The sequence below is a fragment of the Flaviflexus huanghaiensis genome (assembly GCF_014118685.1).
GTDB lineage: Bacteria > Actinomycetota > Actinomycetes > Actinomycetales > Actinomycetaceae > Flaviflexus > Flaviflexus huanghaiensis.
Genome location: NZ_JACFAK010000004.1, coordinates 80,195 through 102,091, shown reverse-complemented (window position 1 = coordinate 102,091; position 21,897 = coordinate 80,195). Strand labels below are relative to the sequence as shown.

Here is a 21,897-nt window from a genome sequence, read left to right as displayed (position 1 = left end):
ACAGTCGCTGTCGCTCCTCCAGGAACCCAGCCAGCAGCTCTCATCCTCCCCGCTCGATGAAAGGGGTCCCATGCTCTGGAAGCTGGTCCGACATTTTGCTGCACCGTACGGGCCGCAGATTGTGGCCGTCGTGGTCCTCCAGACCGCCACAACTCTGGCGACGCTGTACCTGCCGAGCCTCAATGCCGACATCATCGATAACGGGGTCGCAGTTGGAGACATCGACCATATCTGGCGGGTGGGGGGCACCATGCTCATCGTCGCCCTCGTCCAGCTTGTCACCGCCGTCACCGCCGTTTGGTTCGGTGCAAAGGTCGCGATGTCGGTGGGGAGGGACATGCGCAGGGCCGTTTACTTGCACGTCGATTCTTTCTCCTCTGAAGAGGTGGGAAAGTTCGGTGCGCCAACTCTCATCACCCGAAGCACGAACGATGTGCAGCAGGTTCAAATGACGGTCCTCATGACACTCAACTTCATGGTCATGGTCCCGATCATGTCGGTCGGCGGGATTGTCATGGCCGTGCGGGAAGACCCGGGCCTGTCGTGGCTCGTATGGACGTCCGTGCCGATACTCCTGGCGATCCTCCTCATCCTCGTGTCCCTGCTTATGCCCCTTTTTCAGCGCATGCAGGACGCGATCGACGCGATCAACGGGATCATGCGGGAGCAAATCATGGGAATCCGTGTCGTCCGCGCATACCGGCGAGAACTGCACGAGACAGCACGGTTTGCGGATGCGAATAGGGTGCTCACCGACATCTCCGTCCATATCGGTCGCCTGTTCGTCCTCATGGGCCCGATCGTCACCCTCATCCTCCACCTCGCCACAGCCGCTGTGCTGTGGTTTGGCGGGCAACGAGTCGATTCGGGACTTGTCGAGGTTGGCGCCCTCACGGCATTCATGCAATATCTTCTGCAGATTCTCGTGGCGGTCATGATGGGCTCCTTTATGTTCATGATCTTCCCGCGAGCGATCGTCTGTGCCGCCCGCATTGGCGAAGTCCTCGACACCACCACCTCCGTGCGCGAGCCGGTCTCTCCGCGGGAGCCCGAAGAGCGGCGCGGGTCGGTCGAGTTTCGGGACGTCACCTTCTCCTACCCGGGAGCGGAAGCACCCGTCCTCGCCGGGATTTCCTTCACCGCTGAGCCGGGCAAGACAACCGCGATTATCGGCTCGACAGGTTCGGGCAAGTCCACTCTCGTTAGCCTCATACCCCGCCTGTACGACGCGACCGAAGGGACGATCCTCATTGACGGCGTACCCGTTACTGAACTGGGGCGCGACCATCTGAGCGAAGCGATCGGATTTGTGCCGCAGCGCCCCTATCTCTTCTCCGGAAGCATCGCCGACAATCTTCGCTTCGGCGCGCCGAAGGCGACCGACGACGACATGTGGGCAGCGCTCGACACAGCTCAGGCACGTGGCTTTGTCAGTGAGCGAGTCACGGGGTCGGGCGACAACGCAGCACACGGGCTTTCGTCTGCAGTCTCCCAAGGGGGCACGAATGTCTCCGGTGGCCAGCGGCAACGACTCTGCATCGCCCGCGCGCTCGTCGCCCGCCCCCGCATCTACCTTTTCGACGATTCGTTCTCGGCTCTCGACGTCACAACCGACATGAAGCTGAGAGCCGCGCTGAGCGCCGACACGGAGGGAGCGACCGTCATCATCGTGGCCCAGCGTGTCACAACCATTACGGACGCCGATCAGATCCTCGTCCTCGAGGAAGGTCGGATCCTTGCCCGCGGAACGCATGAGCACCTCCTTGCCTCCTCACCCACGTACCAGGAGATCGTCGCATCGCAGATCAGTCGGGAGGAGATCGCATGAGCATCGATGATCAGGGCGCGCTGACCGAAGAGGAGATCGAGGAGTTCCAGGACTCGGTTGATTCGGGCATGTGGGGCGACGGTGCCCCGCCGCGCCGAGCCAGGGCATTCTGGCCGACCGCAATGCGACTACTCCGCCAGCTTTCGACCGAGAAGACTACTCTCACCATCGTCTTCGTCATGGTCGCGATCGCCGTTGTCCTGTCCGTTTGGGCGCCACGGATCCTCGGCGATGCGATGGACGTCATCTTCAGCGGAGCGATTTCAGCCCAGATGCCAGAAGGAACAACACGGGAGCAGGTCATCGAAGGCCTCATGACGGCAGGGCAGACGCAGTTCGCCGAGATGCTGTCAGGCATGGATTTCACTCCCGGTGAGGGCATTAACTTCGGCCGCCTCGCCGTTCTCATCGGGATCGTCCTCGGCATGTACACGGTCGCCCAGGTCTTCATGTGGCTCCAGGGCCGGCTTCTCAACGACGTCGTCATGCGGGTCATTTACCGGATGAGGGATGATATCGAGAAGAAGATTCATCGGCTGCCACTGTCCTATTTTGACACGAACTCTCGGGGCGACATCCTGTCCCGCACGACAAATGATGTCGACAACGTCCAAGCCGCGCTCCAGCAGGCTTTCACCTCCGTTATCTATGCGGTGCTCACGATCGTCGGAATCATCATCATGATGTTCTCGCTGTCCTGGCAGCTCGCCCTTATCGCCCTCGTCGCACTACCGCTGTCCGCGATCGTTGTCGGCATTATTGGCACAAAGTCGCAACGTCTATTCACCCACCAGTGGCGTAACACTGGCCGACTTAACGGTCACATCGAAGAGGCCTTCACCGGCCACGATCTCGTCACCGCCTTCGGACGTCAACGCGAAATGGCGGACCGCTTCGACGAGAGAAACGAAGAGCTCTACACAGCGTCGTTCAGAGCCCAGTTTTACTCCGGCATGATCATGCCAATCATGCAGTGGGTGAGCTACCTCGGCTACGTTGGCATCGCCGTCATCGGAGGACTCAGAGTCGCCAACGGTGACATGACTCTTGGTGCCGTCACAGCATTCATCCAATACTCTCGCGAGTTCAATCAGCCGCTCGGACAGGTGGCCGGCATGGCCAATATGCTTATCTCCGGCGTCGCCTCAGCCGAGCGCGTTTTTGAGCTACTCGACGCGGACGAGCAGGAACCCGATGTCGCAGCTAGCGGCTCGGCGGATGGGGAGCCGGCGCAACTTTCAGAGCCTGTGCGAGGAATGATCGAGTTCGATCATGTGGCGTTCTCCTACCTGCCTGACGAGCCTCTTATTTCTGATCTGTCTTTGCGAGCCGAGCCCGGCCAAGTCATCGCCATCGTCGGACCAACCGGGGCTGGCAAAACGACGCTCGTCAACCTCATCATGCGGTTCTACGAGATTCAAAGCGGCCAGATTCGCCTGGACGGCGTTGATACATCTCGGCTTGAGCGCGGTGAGTTGCGATCACGGATCGGCATGGTGCTCCAGGATGCTGTGCTGTTTGGCGGGACGATCATGGACAACATTCGCTATGGGCGCCTCGACGCGACCGACGAGGAGGTCATCGAGGCTGCCAAAGCAACCTACGTTGACCGCTTTGTTCATACCCTCCCCGACGGTTATGAGACTCTCATCGAGAACGGGGGCGAGAATGTCTCTGCCGGCGAGCGTCAGCTCATCACAATCGCGCGTGCCTTCATCGCCGACCCCGCGCTCCTCATCCTCGATGAGGCAACTTCCTCGGTCGACACTCGGACGGAGCTCCTCGTGCAGCAGGGCATGGCGGCGCTCCGCTCCGACAGGACCTCGTTCGTCATAGCCCACAGGCTGTCGACGATCAGGCAGGCGGACCTTATCCTCGTCATGGAGCAAGGGTCGATCGTCGAGCAGGGAACGCACACCGAGTTGCTGTCATCAGAGGGCGCCTATCACCGCCTCTACATGTCTCAGTTCGCGGAAGGATTGGACCCTGATTCGGAGACTCCGCAGTCCGGGAGGAAGGTCTAGGCCTCGTCGACGCGTTCCATGAATGGTATGTCGGCCTCACGGTAAGGCTCGACGATCCGCTCGTAGGCGGATTCTCCCAGACCGTCACGCAGAACAATGGCGATCGCGAGCGCGAGAGGTCCCTGCGCGCTCTGGGAGTTGGCGAGATAGTAGAGGGCACGGCATGCCATGCCGTATTCGCCGCCGAACACGGTTCCATCGAAGATGGATTCGATGAACGCATCTCCAGTGTTCTCCTCCTTCGCGTACTCCCGCAACGCAGCGCGACCGAGCCGCTCAACCCTGTGGTACGACTCTTTGCCCTGGTCATCGAGGAACAGGTACTGGTCAATGAGGTCCTCAATTGCCTTTCCGCGGGGGCCGAACAGCAGCCAGTCGGGAAGCTCTTCAACGACGCGGACGACCGTTTCACCGACAATGAGGCAGCGGAACATGAGGGACGGCCATTCCGGAAAGTCTCGTGCGTCAGGCAGGTTGGCGTGGATGATGCGACCACCGGGTCGTTCAGCAAAGAGAGCGAAGCGCTCCCGAGCGAGCACCCGCACATCGACCAAATCGCCGGCTGCGAGAGGCACGCCCTGCTGGCCCCTCTCGGGGATCGCCGCGTAAATACTGGTGCCATTGAAACTATTCGACATGATGTGCCCCTCGTGCTTTGGTACAGAAGCCTAGCCTCATATGCCTCCGGGGGGTCCCACAAAACGCGCGGGAGAAAACACCGCAGCCGACGCCGTCCGCCGAGGAGGAACTGGGCGCAAGCACTCCCACATAGGGGTTCAGCCGAGTCACGGATAGGAGTACATTAATCGCACAGTCCTCCCGGCCGGCCGGCCACTGGACGCGCACTGGATCGAGGTGACATGGTCGCCGATCGCATGAAAATCCGGGCTGTCGACCTCGTCGACATCCTTGTCTACGTTGTCGTCCTCGGCCTCTTCGTCCAGCTCCTCCCCCAGGTCATCTCCGAGTCCTTCTCGATGACCCTCTTGACGGCACTCCTCATGAAAGTTGCACTGGAGATCATCCTGGTAGCCAAGCGGCGGGCGGTTTCCCGCCTGACGGGCGCGCACACGCTGTCAGCGAGAGTCATCGCGGGCGTCACCATCCTCCTCCTGCTACCCGGAAGCAAATTCGTCATCCTCTGGGCGACAGAGGCGGCCTTTGCTGGCTCGGTGTCGCTCGGCGGGTTCTACGCTGTCACGTTCCTCGTCATAACGCTGACGCTTACTCGCTTCGCCGTGCGCCGCATCCTCCGCGCACCAACGCGGCTCGTAGCAGAGACGCCCTAAGCATCCTGTCCGTCGGCGGCAGGCTCGGACGTTGTCTCATCCTTCCCCTCGGTGGGAAGGCAACCGTCGGGGCCGCACACATCGCCGCTTGCATCGATGGTCATGATCTGACTGAAATCGAAATCTGTCACAGCGCGACCGCCTGTCGGATCGCGTCCCGGAAGCGCTCCGGAGCGACAGCGCCTGGAATGGCGAGCTTCTTGTTGAGGAGAATGTAGGGCACGCCAGAGACTGCGAGCTTGTGCGCAATCTGCTGGTCACCGCGGACGACGTTGAGTAGCTCTCTGTCCTTGAGAGCTCCAGCTGCTCCGTCGCGGTCAAGACCGCAACGCTCTGCAAAGTCGACGAGTTCGCCGTCGTCAAACGGGTTAATCTCGCCCGCGAAGTAGGCGGCCTGGATCTCCCGGAAGAACTTCTCACCGGTCTCAAGACTCTGCCTGTTGGCGTACTGGGCGAGGAGGTGAACGGGAACCGTCGTCCCCATGAGTCGATCGGTCGAATAGGTGAGGCCTTCGCCCTCCGCCATCTCCTTGAGCTGCCCCTCCATCCGCTCGACATCCTCGCGAGGCATGCCCTTGCTTTGGACGAGCCGGTCAATACTGCTCACCGGCTCCTTGATCCCTGGGTCAAGCTCGAAGGAGCGGATGTGGATTTCCGCAGTCACGCCCTCTTCCTTCAGCGCATGCTGCAGGCGGGCTTCGCCGATGTAGCAGAAGGGACAGACGAGATCCGTCCACAGATCGATTGAAAGGTCGTTGCTCATAGCCACCGTCTCTTAGTTGATTGTGCAACATGTTAATGGATGGTTCGGCAGTGACCGAGCCATTGTGACCGACAGCGAAAGCGCGGCTGGCATGACGCAGTATCCGCTGTGGCAGACTCAGAATATGACTTCTTCTTCCCGGCCGGAGCTCATGCCCGTACTTCTCGGCACCGATGTCGGAACCTACTCGTGTGCGCGAATGTTCCACGAGGCCTTCGGGTGTAAGTCGGTCACGGTGTCGGGCCAGTCAAGAGGCTCGATCTCCTACTCGTCAATCATCGACAACGTCTATGTCGGCCGCGGCGGCACGCTTGACGATGATGTCATGGTCCGCACACTCAAAGAGATCGCAGACACGGATCGCACCCCGATTCTCATGCCGTTCATGGACCGGGATGTCGATCTTGTGCTTCGACATCGGACTGAGCTCGAGGCCGCCGGTTATGTCATTCCCCTCGCGGAGACAAGCATCGTCGAGCGGGCGTCTGACAAGGCTGTCCTTAATGAGGTCCTCACGTCCCTGGGGATGGCCACGGTCGCAACCATCGAGGCTGACCTCTCGACCGACAGGTCTGACTGGTCGGGTGGCCTTGCCGAGATCACCTTCCCTGCCGTCATCAAACCTAAGGAGGGAGGCACAGCCTTCGGACGGTTGCAGTTCGCTGGCCAGCGAAAGGTTTATACAGCTGATGATGAGCGGGAGGCACTATCGATCCTCACCATGATCGAGGAGGCTGGATTCACGGGAACGATGCTCGTCCAAGACATGGTCGTTGGCGATGACACGTATTCCTGGATTGCCTCAGGATATGTCGATTCACACGGCACCGTGACCGGCATATCCATTGGTCGCCAGATCCTCGGTCTGCACCAGGCTTCGTTCATCGGCAACGCGGGGATCATCCACGTCATCGACAACCCCGACATGCGCCGCATGGCCGAGAAGGTTATCGCCAAGCTCGAGTTACGAGGGTTCTTCGCGATCGACATTAAGGTCGACTCACGCACCGGCGAACCCTACGTGCTCGATGTCAATCCACGGTGGGGACGAGGCTCGTACTATGCGGCGGTCGGAGGCGTCAACCTCACCCGCGCCATGGTCGCCGACTTCATTGATGACACCAGGCTCACTCCACGGGTCGGCGACCGCGAGGGCATCTATGCTTTCGTCCCTCCGCTGACGATCCTGCGCTGGGTTCGCGACAAGAGCCTCCGTCGACACCTCATCAAGCTCATGCTCCGCCGACGTCCCGTTCACCCTCTCTCCTACCGGAAGGATCCGAGCATTAAACGGTACGCCTACCGTTATGCGGCGGACATCAATCAGCTCCGGAGCCTCATCCGCACGTACCCGAACCCATCCGACACTGCGTTTTGATCGCAACCTAGGCACAATAGGCATATGCGATTTACCCGTCTCTCCCAGTCCGCTTACGCCCGCTTCGTTGACCAGCAGGAGCGGGTGCTGTTCCCGCAGTTGCCGCTCTACGCTGAGCAGCGCCGTAGCGAGGGCACGACGATCGAGGAGGTCGGGGTCGTCGATACAATCGACGGGCAAGAGCGAGTTGTCGCGGCCGCCCTCGTCCGCCACCAGCCGTGGAAGAAGGTCTTCACGCGAGCGAACATCGCCTACGGCCCGGTCATGGACTACTCGAACATGCGTCTCGTCACGTTCTTTTTCGAAGGACTCATCGACCACCTCAAGAAGGACAGGCGGATGTTGGCGCTCCGATTCAACCCACTACTGCCCGAACGCTTCTATGACGACATCGCCCCGACGGGGCCGAATCCTGTCGCTGCGACGTTCAAGGCGGCGATGGCGGAACTGGGGATCACGAACCTGCAGAAGGAGTTCTACGAATCTTCAGACATCCAGGCGCGTTTCTTCTACACGAAGAACATTGCAGGCATGTCATTCAAGGATCTGACGAAGTCAGTCGACCAGGTCGTCCGCACCGGCTTCAATCGAGCCGGGACGCCCGGAGTTGAGGTCAAGTTCCTCGACGCGGATGATTTCCACATTCTCGCCGACATTCTCGACCACACATCCGACAGATCACAGATGCAGGAGATCTCGACAGGTGCGATGGCGTTTTATCAGGGGATGAAGCGAGTGAGCCCGGACAAAGTCTTCGCACCGGTCGCTGTCCTCAACTGCGACATTTACCTCGCAGGGATCGACGCCGAGCTCAGTGGCCTCCATGAGAAAATCACCTCGATCGACGAGCAGGAGGCGAAACTCGAAGCCGAGGGAAAGAATCTCGCGAAAAAGCAGCGCACTGCCCGAAACGAGGCGAAGTCGCGAGTTGACGTGCTCGAGCGCCGCGCCGCGGAAACGCGCGCACATCGAGAGACGGGCGGCAACGAGATCGTCCTGGCAGGGTCGCTCTTCATCGCCTGCCCTCATGAACTCGTCTACCTCCTATCCGGCTCATACCGCGAATATCAGTCGTATTACGGAATCTATCTCGTCCACCGCGCCATGCTTGAGTGGGCGCTCGCTAACGGCATCGAGCGCTACAACACGTTCGGAATTACTGGCGATTTCTCTGAGAACGCGTCTGATGCCGGAGTCCTTCACTTCAAACGCCAGTTCAAGGGCGATGTCGAGGAGCTCGTCGGCACGTGGGAGATCGCGATCCGCCCGCTTCGCGCAAAGGTCCTCGGCGCAATCGGCTGACACAGCATGCTGGCCTCACACTCAGCACGCCATCTGACTGACCGCGTGGAAATCGTGACCGCTTTCATCCGTGCGGAATTCGCCTCGACCGGAGAAAGCGCGTTATGATGATTGATGTCCCAGTGACAGGCGCCCGTAGCTCAACGGATAGAGCATCTGACTACGGATCAGAAGGTTGGGGGTTCGAATCCCTCCGGGCGCGCCAGGTATATTCCTCCAGCGAACATCCCTCTCAGGCAGCCTGAGGGGGATTTCTGCTCGTCGGACTCTCTTTCGTGTTGGATTGAACCTGACCTTTGGTTGCCGTGCCACCATTAAGTCGGTGTTGAAGTTCCGCTTCTAGGGCTTAGCGTATTGCTGGGATCCGGGTGTGTGGTGGCGCGGTTTTCTATCCTCAGGGTCGGTTCGCCCTCGGTTCCTGGTTGGACATTTCGTGTTGGTGGCAGATCCGTTTTTGCCCGCAGGGCCGCTTCGCCATCGGAGTCAGTTTGAATTCGAGGGATGGGCAAGCCTTCATGCGGCTTGAGCGGGGTCATAATCCGTCACGGCAAAACTGCCTCAGGCCGACAACGCTTCCGTTGCACGGCCTGCTCCGCCACAGGCACGCGACGGCTCTCGACATTCGAGCCCGTCATTTCGCTGCGTTCTTGCGGTTGTCACCACGGGCACCTATCACCCATGGGTTCAGTGCGCCCTAGAGTTTTCGTCCTTCGGCTCGCCCTGCGCCGCAAACCTAAACGGGCGCTCGGCGAATTCTCCCGAGCGTCCGTTCCTTTACCCTTTCTCGACGAGCATCTGAAGATATGTGCGCACAGCGAAGCAGAAGCAGTCAACCTACTCGGCTCGACAATGAGTTCCCCGCAACCCTGATCGACATGCATATAATAAAGTCAATCAAGGGCCTCAAGCCCGGATATTGACCTCGGGGGCTCGCATGGCAGGCTCAATTCTCACCACAAACCACGCCGCGACGTTTCCCAACGCGCGCATAACTCGCGCATTTTTTCTCACAAACCGCATGAACATGCGTTTTCTGGATCACATTTTGCGCATTTTAGACGCCCTCCGTTACCGCCGCAAAGCCTGGCACACCAGGGATATCCCAGAATTGACACTCCGATTCGTTACAAAAGCGTTACTTGAAGTGACGCCTTGATGCTGGGACTCTGGTGAAGACTTGTGAGGTATGTGATTTTTGTGCCCCAGTTCACGAATGAGTAAGAGAACATGAACCGTACGAGTGGAGATGGTAGATGAAGGGCCTTCGGTGCGAAAGCGTCTACAAAGTATTCGGAAAGGACGCGGCCAAGGCGACGACGTTGCTCGAAAAAGGCGCGAGCCTGGACGAGATTCCCGACGATGTGACGGTCGCTGTCAATGATGTGAGCTTCGAGGTGGAGCCCGGCGAGATCTTTGTCGTCATGGGCCTGTCCGGCTCCGGCAAGTCCACCCTCCTCCGGACGCTCAATGCGCTCGGCCCCGCCACGGGTGGGAAAATCTTCATTGGGGATGACGAAATCACCTCAATGTCGAAGTCTGCGGTCCGCAAGCTCCGCGGCGATTCCATGTCGATGGTGTTCCAGCACTTCGCTCTGCTCCCTCATCGGACCGTGATTGATAACGCTGCCTATCCCTTGGAGATCGCCGGCGTCAAGCGGGAGGAGCGTATGGAACGCGCTGCAGAGTCCCTCAAGACAACAGGACTCAAGGGTTGGGAGAACAACTATCCGTCCGAGCTGTCGGGCGGTATGCAGCAACGTGTCGGTCTGGCACGTGCCCTCACGGCCGATGCGCCAATACTTCTTATGGATGAGGCATTCTCTGCACTCGATCCGCTCATCCGGCGGGACATGCAGGAGTTGCTTCTGGAAATCCAGGAAGTCAAGCGCCGCACGATCATTTTCATTACCCACGACCTCAACGAGGCGATGTTTGTCGGCAACCGCATTGCCGTCATGCGGAACGGCTCGATCGACCAGATTGGTACGGCCGAAGAGATCCTCACCAATCCGTCGAACGACTACATTGAACGTTTCGTTCAGGACGTCGACCGCTCCCGTGTCATTACGGCCTCCTCGATTATGGTCAAGCCGCTCACCCGCCTGTACCGGGGTGACGGCCCGAACGTTGTGCTGAAGAAGCTCGCTGAGATCGATTCGCCTGGTGGCTGGGTCACAGAGGGCGGCTCCCGTCAGCTCATCGGCTCGGTCTACGTCGATGAAATTGTCTCTGCACTGCGCAAGAACCCGCACCTTAATACGATCGAGGATCTTATCCACCCCACGCACCCCGGTGTCGGCCCCGACACCCCTCTCAACCAAGTAGTGGCCCCGGCAGCGGGTGACAGGCTGACCGTTCCAGTCGTCTCGGACGACAACCGTCTGCTCGGCGTCATCCCCAATGTCACGTTGCTTCGCGCGCTCGGCCAGGATGACGTCGTCATGCCCGTTGACCTCAGCGCCGCCTCAGCAGCGAGCGGGCCCTCGACGGTCGATTCAGAACCTTCCGCCGTTTCGGAGGAGAAGAACTGATGTCCAACGAACTCCTCTTCACGATTCCTCTCGGGTCCTGGGCTCGTTCCGCCGTTGACTGGCTAACCGCAAACCTCAAGGGCCTCTTCAACTGGCTCTCTGATGATCTTCTCCTACCGATGTACCGGTTCCTTGCGAACCTCTTGAGGACGCCAGATTTCGTTTCAATCGGTGTCATCCTCATCATCATTTTCGCCCTGTGGAAAGGCTGGAAAGCCGGTGTTGCGGCGGCGACGGCAGTCGCGCTCGGCTACATCCTCAGCGAGTTTGTGACGGGCGGGAGCCTCGCGGTCCCGTGGTGGGTTGTTGCCCTCGTTTTCGCTGCCATCGCGGCCGGCGTCTATTTTTGGAAGGGCACGAGGGTCGGTCTCATCGTCCTTGCCACTCTCTTTCTCGCGTTCGCCATCGATCAGTGGTTCCTCGTCGATCACGTGACAGCGGGTGGCGCGGTCATTCCCGCCTCGGAGAGTCTGCCCGAGTGGACCATCGGAGCGCTCCTCACCCTCATCGCCTTCACGACGAAGGGATGGCGGCTGGCCTTGGGCTCAGTCATCGGCTTCGCCATCATCTACGGCGTGGACCAGTGGACCAACGCAATGTCGACCTTCGCTCTCGTCCTGGTTGCGTCGATCATCGCCGTCGTCATCGGCATCCCGATCGGCATCCTCGCGGCCAAGAATCGGGGAGTGTCGACCGCTGTTCGACCGATCCTCGACTTTTTGCAGACGATGCCCGCGTTCGTCTACCTCATCCCGTTCGTCGTGCTGTTCGGCATCGGTGTCGTCCCCGGGATCGTCGCCACCATCCTCTTCTCCATCGCGCCCGCAGTCCGCTTCACGGAGCTCGGCATCAAGCAGGTCGACAAGGAGGTTGTCGAGGCGGCACACGCCTTCGGCGCCCATCCGAGCCGAATTCTCGGTCAGATCGAGCTCCCGCTCGCCCGTGCGACGATCATGGGCGGCGTCAACCAGGTCATCATGCTCGCTCTATCCATGGTCGTCATCGCTGGCATGGTCGGTGCGGGTGGTCTCGGGCAGGACGTCTACACGTCCGTCACCCAGGTCAACATCTCCCTCGGAGCCGAATCCGGTCTCTCGGTCGTCATCCTCGCGATGTACCTCGACCGCGTGACCGCCGCATTTGGCACCTCCAAGCACGAACAGCTAGCAGGTTAAGGAGAACCTTCCAGTCCCAGTACGTAGCTCCACGAGAAGAACACACATCAACCCGCTGATGCGGGGAAGGAAGTTATGATCTCACGGACCACACGGACCGTTGCACTGACCACGACGATCGCCGTTTCCGCAGTGCTAACGGCTTGCGGAAGCGACGAGGCAACGAATGTCGACGGGACTCAGGCGCAATCTGACACGATTGCCATCGGTGTGCCGGCTGGCTGGGATGAGGGCGTCCTCATCTCGACGATGACCGCCGTGACGCTCGAGGACCAGGGCTACGAGGTCTCTCTCACTGACGGCGATATCGGCATGATGTTCGCTGGCGTCTCGACCGGCGACCTCGACCTGCTCATGGAGGTGGCCCTACCGACCCTCCACGCCAACTACGTCAACGCCTACGGCGATACGACCGAGGACCTCGGCTACTGGTACGAGGAGAACATCTCGAATATCGCCGTCAACGCCGATGCGCCAATCGACTCGCTCGAAGAGCTTGCGGCGAACGCGGACGTCTTCAACAACGAGATCATCGGCATTGACGGGGGCGCTGGCATCACCCGCCTCACCCAGGAAGACGTCATCCCGACCTACGGCCTGGAAGGCATGGAGTTCAAGATCTCCTCGACCGCTGCCATGCTGGCCGAGCTTGACGGTGCCATGGCGGAAGGCCGCGACATTGCCTTCACTCTCTGGGTGCCGCACTGGGCCTATGCCGCGTACGACATCAAGAATCTCGAGGACCCTGAGCTGGCTTTTGGTGAGCCTGATCAGCTGCACACCTTCGCTCGGGACGGCTTCACCGCGGACTATCCCGATGTCGCGGAGATGATCGGCGGCGTTCATCTGACCGAAGACGATCTCAGCAGCGCTGGTAACTACGTCATGAACACTCACGCAGACCGCGACACATTCACCGCCGTAGCCGAATGGCTCGCGGACAATCCCGACGTCAAGGAGCGCTTCACCGTCAACCCAGCTCCGTAACCAATCGCTCGCAAATGATCCCCACGAAGAGAAGGAATGAACACATGATGATTCGAAAGAAGGCTGGTGCGGCACTTACCGCTGCCATCGCCATGTCACTGCTCGCCGCCTGCGGCGGCGACGACAATAGCGCCGAAGAGACTGCCGGCAACGGCGGCGACGCGGCGGCGCCGGGCACCATCTCGATCGGCGTTCCCGCCGGTTGGGATGAGGGCGTTGTCGTCTCCCACATGACAGAGATCGCCCTCGAAGAGCAGGGCTACGATGTTGAGCTCGTTAACGGCGAGATTGGCGTCATCTTCACAGGCCTATCGACCGGCGACATGGATCTGCTCCTTGACGCGTGGCTACCCGTCACCCACGCCACCTACATCGAGCAGTATGGCGACGACATCGAAGACCTCGGCACCTGGTATGACAATGCCAAGCTTGCACTCACCGTTAACGGTGATGCGCCGATCGAGTCGATTGAGGAGCTCGCCGAGAATGCGGATCTCTTCAACAACGAGATCATCGGCATCGACGGCGGCGCTGGCATCACCCGCCTCACGCAGGAAGAAGTCATTCCGACCTATGGCCTGGAAGACATGGAGTTCAAGATCTCCTCGACCGCTGCCATGCTGGCCGAGCTAGATGGTGCGATCGCCGATGGTCGCAACATCGTCGTCACCCTCTGGTCGCCGCACTGGGCGTACGGCGCCTACGACATCCGCGACCTTGAGGATCCGGAGGCGGCCTACGGCGCGGCCGAAGACATCAAGGCATTCGGACGCGGCGGATTCATGGACGACTACCCTGAGGTCGCCGACATGCTCTCGAACTTTACTCTCACCGCTGAGGAGCTCTCCGACGTGGAGAACTACGCCCTCAACGAGAACGCTGACCGTGACAATGCGGAAACTGTCGCCGAGTGGCTCGAAGAGAACCCCGAGGTGAAGGACCGCTTCAACGTCGATAACTAATCTCATGGGAAAGGGCCGGGACCATGCGGTCCCGGCCCTTTTCCCTGCCGTTCGAAGGACGGGGAGGTGGCGCGCACGTTCAAACCATGCGCACGTTTTCCTAGGACTGAAGGACTAGATGGACACAACAAGCACGTCGTCTAGAGGAATACTTCACCCGTCATAGAACGTCGCGGAGGAACTTTGCCCGATTTGGTCTGTTTTACGAATATTTGCAACCATTTTTTGCATGAGATTCTGAGACCATCACTCGACTCACGGCCACGCGGCATAGAGTTTCCTCAGGTGCGACTTGGCAAAAGCGTCGTGCGACGCGGATGATACGGCTAGTATCTCGATATCAAGAAGTGGCACAGGTCTCTTCCAGCGGTCACTTTGGGCCAAGGCACAGCCGTTCAGGAAAGGCACCACTCGGCGCACTGCCGCGCCTGAGAAAGGGAAGATAATGAGTCAAATAACAGGACAGACGATCGCACTGATCGCCTATTTCCTTGCAATGATCCTCATCGGCGTGTGGGGATACAGGAAGACGCAGGACTACACCGACTACATGCTTGCAGGCCGCAAGCTCCATCCGATTCCGGCAGCGCTGTCAGCAGGCGCCTCCGACATGTCCGGTTGGTTGCTTATGGGCTTGCCAGGAGCGATCTACGCAGCGGGCCTCGTTGAGGGCTGGATCGCCGTTGGCCTCACCATCGGCCAGTGGCTGAACTGGAAGTTTGTCGCCCCGAGGCTCCGCTCGTACACAGAGATCGCCCGCAACTCGATCACGATCCCCTCCTTTTTCAATGCTCGCCTCGCGGGCACGGGTCGAGGTCTGACCATTACGGCCGGCATCATTACCCTCATTTTCTTCATCTTCTACATCTCTTCCCAGCTCGTCGCGTCGGGTAAGTATTTTGAGTCAGCGTTCGGCTGGGACTACATCTGGGGCATGCTTCTCGTCGCCGCTATCGTCGTCGTCTATACATTCGCTGGCGGCTTCATCGCCGTTGCGTGGACGGACATGGCGCAGGGTCTTCTCATGATGACGGCGCTTCTCATCGTTCCTGTCGCTGTCACGATTGAGGTGGGGGGCCCGGGCGACGTTGCGTCGCTCGTCAATGATCAGACACTCGCAGGGTCGGGGTTGGCGAACGGTCTCGACCCGTTCGGCGGCCTCACTATCATGGCGGTTCTCGGTGCAATCGGCTGGGGCATGGGCTATGTGGGCCAGCCCCATATCGTCGTTCGCTTCATGGCGCTTCGCACTCCGCAGGACGCCATCTATGGCCGTCGAATCGGCATCAGCTGGATGATTCTCTCGGTCGGCGGCGCTATCCTCACCGCGATTGTCGGAATCGCATACTTCAGGCCCGACACGAATCCGCTCGATGATCCAGAAACGGTCTTCATCGCGCTGACCGCGGCCCTCTTCCATCCCCTCATCGGCGGCCTCATTCTCGCCGCCGTGCTCGCCGCCATCATGTCGACGATCTCCTCCCAGCTACTCGTTAGCTCGTCTGCACTCGTGGAGGATGTCTACTCCGGCATCACGAAAAAGAGGATGTCCCGTACGGGCGGCGTCCGTGCTGGCCGCATCGCCGTTCTTATCACCGCAGTCGTCGCTGCTTTGATCTCGATCACACCGAACGACACGGTCCTCAACCTTGTCGGTTTCGCATGGGCGGGCTTCGGCTCCTCGTTCGGCCCGATCGTCATCCTTTCTTTGTTCTGGAAGGGATTGACCGCACGCGGTGCGATGGCGGGCATGATCACCGGTGCCACGATCGTCATCGTCTGGGGCAACATCAGCGGCGGCATCTTCGACCTGTACGAGATGGTTCCCGCATTCCTCACCGCTCTGCTCGTCACATGGCTCGTGTCGAGGATGACCCCCTACGCGGCTGACATCCAGGAGGAAATCAACACCGAGTTTGACCAGGCTGTCCGACTCACGAAGGTGTGGGACGTCGACGAGGCGAAGGCCGCCTCAGGCCGTCACCTGGACGCGGATGGAAACGTTATCGAACGCTCCCCGCGGACTTCTGGTCCGACTAACCCACCAACGGTCTAACCAACCGCCCAACTTGCCTGGGGCCCCGCTCTCTGAGCGGGGCCCCAGCACATTCAGCCCGCAGCCCATATAACTTCGTCGGCTAGAATGCCCGAGTGACGGCTCTCAGCGGTATGACGCGCTGCTCCTACTTCAACGAGGGGCTCTGCGGGTCGTGCACGCACCTGGACGTTCCCTATGCTCACCAGCTTTCTGTCAAGCAGTCGATCGCCGAGGGCCAACTCGCGTGTGCGGAATGGCTTCCGCCTGTCGCCAGCGCAGAGTACGGCTTTCGGAACAGGGCGAAAATTATCGTGGCTGGATCAACCGAGCAGCCGACTCTCGGAATTTTGCGGAACGGCTACGGCCAGGACCTGCGAGACTGTCTGCTTTACGAGCCTGTCATCACGAATGCTCACGGCCCGCTCACCGAGTTCATTACCCGCGCGGGGCTCGTCCCCTATTCGGTACCGAATCGCGCAGGCGAGCTGAAGTCCATTCTCGTCACAGCGAACCCTTCGGGAACGCTTATGGTGCGCTTCGTTTTACGGTCCGACGCCTCGATTCCGTCAATACGCCGTCACCTGCCGTGGCTCATTGACCGTATTCCTCTCGTTATCGCCACCGCCAACCTCCTCCCCGAGCACGTCGCGCTTCCGGAAGGACCGACCGAGATCCACCTTCATGGGCCGAACCTCTTCGACATGAGTTTGGGACCTCTCGATCTCAAGCTCCGCCCGCAGGGGTTCTTTCAGACGAACACCGAGATCACGCGTGTCCTCTATGCGACAGCCGCTGCGTGGGTCGATGAGATCGACCCGTCATCCGTCTGGGATTTGTACAGTGGAGTCGGCGGCTTCGCGAAGTCTGTCGCCCGCCCGAGACGCACCGTTCGCGGAGTCGAAGTGTCAGCGGAAGCAGTCAAAGCCGCTGGCGGACCGCCGATGTTCATCGCCGCCGATGCCGGCGCGTGGGCTCGTGAACAAACCTCGACCCCAGAACTCCTCATCGTTAACCCGCCTCGCCGCGGCATGGGAGATCTCGCGGACTGGGTTCGCACGTCCGACATCGATAGAGTCCTCTATTCCTCCTGCAATCTCAGCACTGCGGCACGGGACCTCGAGGTCATGGGATTCAGCGCGGACCGTGCCCAGGTCTTCGATATGTTTCCTCACACTGACCACGTCGAATGTCTTGTCTTGGCCTCGAGGGCCACCTCGCGGTCTGAGAGGACGGCGTAGGGAGTCCTACAGTGCGCCAACCAGGACGGCTTTCTCTCCGGAGCCTTGACGGTTGAGGTGGAGCGAGACGCCGGTCGATAGGGTGAGGTCCGTTCCGTCGGGGATGACGATCCCCGTGACGAGCACATGTGAGGCGAGCTCCAGAAGGACCTGTTGAAGCTCCTCGGGAGTTGCACCGGTGAGAAGGAATTCGTCCTTGCCCACGTCGGCGAGCCCTTCCGTGAAGCCGAACAGCATGCCACGACGTTTCGCGAGACCCAAGTGGACGAGTGCGAGCACTGGCGGGGAGTCCGAGGGAGTCGTCTCGACGACCTGTCGGTAGAAGCCTGGCTCATAGACTGTGCCGTTCGCGAAGATGCCGAGGACGCGGTCATCGATAAGGGAGGCGACAAGCATCGTGTGGTCTCGGGCCCGCGCGAAGGTGTCCTCGCCGACGCTACGGATCATGAGACTTGCCCGATGCTGAGATGTCTGCTCGAGCGCTCGCGGCCACAAATAGGCTCGTTCCGCGATCTCGGTGAGATCCTCGACAACCGGCGCGGGTTGTATCTGGGAGGGTCCAAGGTGCACGGTTCCGTCCGACACCGTTCCGCCCAGTCTCATGCCAAGAGCATCGGCATCAATCGGCTCGCGAAGTAGCAACGTCGCGGTCAAGAACTCGGATACCTTCCGACCGTCCGCTACCGCCCCGCTCGTCAGAGCCCGGTCCATCGCCGTGATGAGATCCGTTGCGTCTTGACCGAAGCGATCGGTCACCGGTTCATATGCCGTCAGCGTGTGCCCGGTCAGGGAGAGCGAGCTACCGAGATATCCACCGGCGACACCGAGGAGCCAGTCCTCGACACCCGGTAAACGGAACTGCATTGCAAAAAACGTGACACCGGGACCGTTGATGCGTCCAAGAACCTCGACGTCGGAGGGGTTCTGACCGTCCCTCACAAGCCAGTCCCGCATCTCCCGAACAGCGTCCTCTGCCTGCAACTTCAGTTCCCGAAATGAACTCACGGGGCCCTCCTCTTCGTCTTCCTCGTCGGAGTGGCCGTCACCGGGTCCTCCGGCCACGGATGCTTGGGATAACGGCCGCGGTTCTCGGCCCTGACCTGAGAATAAGCTCCTCGCCAGAAGGAGGCGAGATCATCGGTCACGGCCAGAGGCCGGGCAGCGGGTGAGAGTAGGTGGATTTGGAGCCGCACTCCGCCGGCAAGCTGCGGCGATCCCTGCCATCCAAAGCACTCCTGGAGCTTGAGCGCGGCATAGGGTTTCTCCGCGTCGTAGTGAATTCTCGCGGTGCCGCCAGCTGGCGACTCGATCCTTGCCGGTGCAAGCCTGTCCAGCTCAGTTGCCTCCGGCCACGGCAAGAGCCTACGCAAGCATTCGGTCAGATCCGCTCGAATCGGAGCGCCCGTCACCCATCGGTCCAGCTCCGGACCGAGCCATTCCTCGGCGCGAGTAATGAGCGCCGCGTCCCCCACATCTGGCCATGGGGCACCAAGTGTTCGATAGAGAAACGCAAGCCGTTCACGGAGACGAATCCCCGCCTCCGACCAGGACATGACCTTCGTGAGGGAGGCGATGATGAGCGGGCGGGCCTGTTCCGGGACAATGTCGGTAGGCGTCCGATTCAGCTCGATTGATCCGAGCTGGCGTATTCGCCAGGCCTTGACCCTTCCGCCCGAGATCTCGTGCACGGTCTCCTCCGTACCGCCCACCGTCGCGGCAAGGTCCCGGCTGATCGGGATGGCGGAGCGGATCATTGCATCCGCTCGCCCAGAGTCCGTGAGGGCGGCGATCGCAAGCCATTCGGAGCCGGTGAGCGGCGACCCTTGAGGTAGGACAGCACCGGTCCCAGACGCTGTGAGGTAGGTGTCGGAGCGACGCAATGCGATCCTGTCCGGGTATGCGGTAGCCACCGTCTCACCCAGTGCTTCATCTATTGTCATGTCGGCCCGCGGAGCGTCCGGCACGAGCCCTGCTAAGCGCCGGACCGATTGGCGCCACGACGGGGTGGGTTTACGGACCATGTCTCGCCATGCCGCAGCAAGATCCGCGCCGGGAACGGGCTGGTCCTCTTCAAGGAGAGCGATGATCTCCGCTAGTCGCCTCGTACCGATCCTGTCATAGAGCCGGAGTAGTGCCGCCGCGGTGCGCGGGTTGGCGGGGATACGAGAGACCGCATGCCCGAAATCGGTGATTCCCTCGTCGATCGCACCAAGCCTGCGAAGAATGCGCTCGGCCGAGCGGATCGCGGGCTCTGGGGGCGGGTCCGGCAACCGAAGATCTTCCAAGCCGCCCCAACGGAGCGCAGAGAGCAGAAAATCGGTGAGATCAGCTGTGCGGATCTCAGGCTCCGGAAAGGGTGCCAGCCGCGACCAGCTCGTCTGGCTCATGAGCAACCGCACCTGGCCGGGGCCAAGCCTACCGGCGCGCCCTGCGCGCTGGGCAGCACCTGCCTGTGATTCGAAGACGGTGACAAGACCTGTGATTCCTGACTGATAACGTGTGCGGGGTTCTCGAGCAAGCCCGCTGTCGACAACGCGTGTGACCCCGGGAACCGTGAGTGAAGATTCGGCTATGGACGTCGCGAGCACGATCTCCTGTCCGCGCCCACCCGCGAGAATGTCATCCTGTTCGCGGGCTGGCACGGAACCATGCAACACGCTGACACGGCCGTTGAGCATGCCGGCGACGGTCTCAATCTCGCGGCGGCCAGGGAGGAAGACGAGGACGCTACCCTCGTCTTCGTCGGCGGCCAGCTGTGTTTCAGATGCGAGGTGGGAGAGGAAGTCCCGTTCTACTCCCCGCGCACCGAGCGGAGCCGGACCGGGGCGGTATGACACCTGGACGGGGTAGGTGCGGGCATAAGCCTCGACAACCGGGGCACCCAAAAGCCCGGCCCACACATCCGCGGCGATGGTGGCAGACATGGCGACGAGCCGCAAGCCGGTCAGGTCCCGAATATCGAGCAGAAGCGCCGCTGATAGGTCGGAGTCAAGGTGCCGCTCATGCACCTCATCGAGCACGACGGCCCCAACGCCATCCAGGTCGGGATCAGACAGGATGCGACGCAGCAGAACGCCCGCTGTCACGAATTCCACGCGCGTTGCCCGTGAACGTTTTGTATCTCCCCTGACCGAATAGCCGACACTCTCGCCCACCTGCTCCCCGAGAATCCCGGCGAGGCGCCGGGCGGCCGCCCTGGCCGCCATGCGTCGGGGCTGGGAGACGAGGATGACGCCATCGGTCATGGATGCCAGGTATGGCGGAACCAGGGTTGTTTTGCCCGTGCCTGGAGGAGCGGACAGAACGGCCGCGCCCGCGTCCCTTATCGCCCGCCCCAGCGCAGGCAAAGCCGCATTGACCGGCAGATCCAATTCGACCATCTTCACCTCACCAACGGTACCTTCACTCGGTAAGGTCAGGGCATGGAGATTCTCGATAATGGGGCACTCATCGACGCCGGTGGGTTGCGGCTCGGACACGCGAGCGAAGCTGGGACGGGCGTGACCGTCGCCGTCATCGACACCGGAGGAACAGCCGGAGTGGATGTGCGGGGCTCTGCTCCCGGTACCCGGGAGACTGACGTGCTTGATCCAACGGCCGCGGTTCAGCACGTCACCGCCATCGTTCTCACCGGGGGCTCCGCGTTCGGACTTGCTGCCGTTGATGGGGTCATGACGGAACTTGAGAGCCAGGGCCGAGGCCTCGACACCGGCTTCGGTCTTGTCCCCATTGTCCCCGCCGCCGTCATCTTCGACCTGCCGGTCACCGGAGGCGCTCGCCCGTCCCCAGAGCTCGGACGTCGCGCGGTTCACGCCGCGAGCGCGGACCGTAGCCGCGGGAACGTTGGTGCGGGAACAGGAGCGACGATCGGCAAGTACCTCGGTGTTGAGGGCGGTCTGATGAAGGGAGGTCTCGGTCAGTCGGCCGTGCGTAGCGGTGATCTCATCGTGTCAGCCGCCGTTGTCGTCAATGCTCTCGGTGATATTTACGACGAGTCGGAGAAGATCGCTGGCACGCACACCGAGTCCGGCTTCCTTCCGACGGACATGTACGCGGGACAGCACATGGGGATCACGCATACGACAATCGGCATCATCGCATCGAACGCGGCTCTGACGAAGCCCCAGGCATCGAAGGTCGCCTCTGCCGCCCACGACGGTCTCGCGCGGTCAATTCGTCCCGTCCACACGATGGACGACGGGGATACGCTCTTCGCCGTCTCGACCGGCACCGTCCAGGCGCCGGTCAACGGGGTCTGCTACCTTGCTGCCGAAGCGGTGCGCCTCGCTGTTCTCGATGGCGTGCGGTCAGCACAGTCGCTGCCGGGGATCCCGGCTGTGGCAGACCTGCAACGTTCGCCGGGACCGACCGTGCTCTAGGCA

The 21,897-nt window shown here is 60.9% G+C and carries 17 protein-coding genes and 1 tRNA gene; 14 read left to right on the top strand and 4 right to left on the bottom strand.

Features of this window, described 5'->3' with window-relative positions; translation table 11 throughout:
* Nucleotides 1–70: 70 nt before the first annotated feature.
* Together H7E91_RS04300 and H7E91_RS04295 are read left to right on the top strand one after the other, a co-directional pair.
* Nucleotides 71–1,828, top strand: a complete 1,758-nt coding sequence (locus tag H7E91_RS04300) for an ABC transporter ATP-binding protein (protein WP_182353869.1) — start codon at nucleotides 71–73, stop codon at nucleotides 1,826–1,828.
* Nucleotides 1,825–3,852 (top strand): ABC transporter ATP-binding protein, encoded by a 2,028-nt coding sequence (locus H7E91_RS04295; protein WP_182353868.1) that lies wholly within the window; start codon nucleotides 1,825–1,827, stop codon nucleotides 3,850–3,852. Before H7E91_RS04300 ends, H7E91_RS04295 begins: the two co-directional genes overlap by 4 nt.
* Here the strand turns inward: H7E91_RS04295 and H7E91_RS04290 are convergent.
* On the bottom strand, nucleotides 3,849–4,490 hold the full coding sequence (locus tag H7E91_RS04290) for a hypothetical protein (protein ID WP_182353867.1): 642 nt from the start codon (nucleotides 4,488–4,490) through the stop codon (nucleotides 3,849–3,851). The genes H7E91_RS04295 and H7E91_RS04290 overlap by 4 nt on opposite strands.
* A gap of 222 nt (nucleotides 4,491–4,712) precedes the next feature.
* Between H7E91_RS04290 and H7E91_RS04285 the strand changes: the two genes are divergently transcribed.
* Complete coding sequence (locus H7E91_RS04285) at nucleotides 4,713–5,141, top strand: hypothetical protein (protein WP_182353866.1); 429 nt, start codon at nucleotides 4,713–4,715, stop codon at nucleotides 5,139–5,141.
* A 127-nt stretch (nucleotides 5,142–5,268) separates the two neighbouring features.
* Here the strand turns inward: H7E91_RS04285 and H7E91_RS04280 are convergent, their stop codons facing one another.
* Entirely contained in the window at nucleotides 5,269–5,904 is a 636-nt protein-coding gene (locus tag H7E91_RS04280) for a DsbA family oxidoreductase (protein WP_182353865.1), read from the bottom strand.
* Between the two features lie 124 nt (nucleotides 5,905–6,028).
* Between H7E91_RS04280 and H7E91_RS04275 the strand changes: the two genes are divergently transcribed.
* The 10 genes from H7E91_RS04275 to H7E91_RS04235 all read left to right on the top strand — a co-directional run bounded on the left by H7E91_RS04275 (nucleotide 6,029) and on the right by H7E91_RS04235 (nucleotide 17,515).
* Complete coding sequence (locus H7E91_RS04275; protein WP_182353864.1) at nucleotides 6,029–7,282, top strand: carboxylate--amine ligase; 1,254 nt, start codon at nucleotides 6,029–6,031, stop codon at nucleotides 7,280–7,282.
* A gap of 24 nt (nucleotides 7,283–7,306) precedes the next feature.
* Nucleotides 7,307–8,584, top strand: coding sequence for a peptidoglycan bridge formation glycyltransferase FemA/FemB family protein (locus tag H7E91_RS04270; RefSeq protein ID WP_182353863.1), 1,278 nt, complete (start codon nucleotides 7,307–7,309; stop codon nucleotides 8,582–8,584).
* 129 nt (nucleotides 8,585–8,713) lie between these two features.
* A tRNA-Arg gene (locus H7E91_RS04265) sits at nucleotides 8,714–8,789 on the top strand.
* Nucleotides 8,790–9,085: 296 nt separating this feature from the next.
* Nucleotides 9,086–9,454: a transposase-like zinc-binding domain-containing protein gene (locus tag H7E91_RS12215; protein ID WP_422111029.1), complete on the top strand. Its 369-nt coding sequence runs from the start codon at nucleotides 9,086–9,088 to the stop codon at nucleotides 9,452–9,454.
* A 383-nt stretch (nucleotides 9,455–9,837) separates the two neighbouring features.
* Nucleotides 9,838–11,115, top strand: a complete 1,278-nt coding sequence (locus H7E91_RS04260) for a quaternary amine ABC transporter ATP-binding protein (RefSeq protein ID WP_182353862.1) — start codon at nucleotides 9,838–9,840, stop codon at nucleotides 11,113–11,115.
* Nucleotides 11,115–12,290 carry an ABC transporter permease gene (locus H7E91_RS04255; protein WP_241698378.1) on the top strand — a complete coding sequence of 392 codons (1,176 nt, stop codon included), beginning with the start codon at nucleotides 11,115–11,117 and terminating at the stop codon, nucleotides 12,288–12,290. The genes H7E91_RS04260 and H7E91_RS04255 overlap by 1 nt, the downstream gene beginning before the upstream one ends.
* 75 nt (nucleotides 12,291–12,365) lie before the next feature.
* Complete coding sequence (locus H7E91_RS04250) at nucleotides 12,366–13,277, top strand: glycine betaine ABC transporter substrate-binding protein (protein ID WP_182353861.1); 912 nt, start codon at nucleotides 12,366–12,368, stop codon at nucleotides 13,275–13,277.
* Nucleotides 13,278–13,321: 44 nt separating this feature from the next.
* The gene (locus H7E91_RS04245) at nucleotides 13,322–14,239 is read left to right on the top strand and encodes a glycine betaine ABC transporter substrate-binding protein (RefSeq protein WP_241698377.1); all 918 of its coding nucleotides are present in this window, start codon (nucleotides 13,322–13,324) and stop codon (nucleotides 14,237–14,239) included.
* 445 nt (nucleotides 14,240–14,684) lie between these two features.
* Complete coding sequence (gene putP, locus H7E91_RS04240) at nucleotides 14,685–16,295, top strand: sodium/proline symporter PutP (RefSeq protein WP_182353860.1); 1,611 nt, start codon at nucleotides 14,685–14,687, stop codon at nucleotides 16,293–16,295.
* Nucleotides 16,296–16,390: 95 nt separating this feature from the next.
* A complete protein-coding gene (locus H7E91_RS04235; protein ID WP_338401726.1) occupies nucleotides 16,391–17,515 on the top strand; it encodes a class I SAM-dependent methyltransferase in 1,125 nt (374 codons plus the stop codon).
* A 6-nt stretch (nucleotides 17,516–17,521) separates the two neighbouring features.
* Here the strand turns inward: H7E91_RS04235 and H7E91_RS04230 are convergent, their stop codons facing one another.
* Together H7E91_RS04230 and hrpB are read right to left on the bottom strand one after the other, a co-directional pair.
* Nucleotides 17,522–18,520 (bottom strand): hypothetical protein, encoded by a 999-nt coding sequence (locus H7E91_RS04230; RefSeq protein ID WP_182353859.1) that lies wholly within the window; start codon nucleotides 18,518–18,520, stop codon nucleotides 17,522–17,524.
* On the bottom strand, nucleotides 18,517–20,895 hold the full coding sequence (gene hrpB / locus H7E91_RS04225) for an ATP-dependent helicase HrpB (protein ID WP_182353858.1): 2,379 nt from the start codon (nucleotides 20,893–20,895) through the stop codon (nucleotides 18,517–18,519). The genes H7E91_RS04230 and hrpB overlap by 4 nt, the downstream gene beginning before the upstream one ends.
* A gap of 42 nt (nucleotides 20,896–20,937) precedes the next feature.
* Between hrpB and H7E91_RS04220 the strand changes: the two genes are divergently transcribed.
* A complete protein-coding gene (locus tag H7E91_RS04220) occupies nucleotides 20,938–21,894 on the top strand; it encodes a P1 family peptidase (RefSeq protein ID WP_182353857.1) in 957 nt (318 codons plus the stop codon).
* The last annotated feature ends 3 nt before the right edge of the window (nucleotides 21,895–21,897 follow it).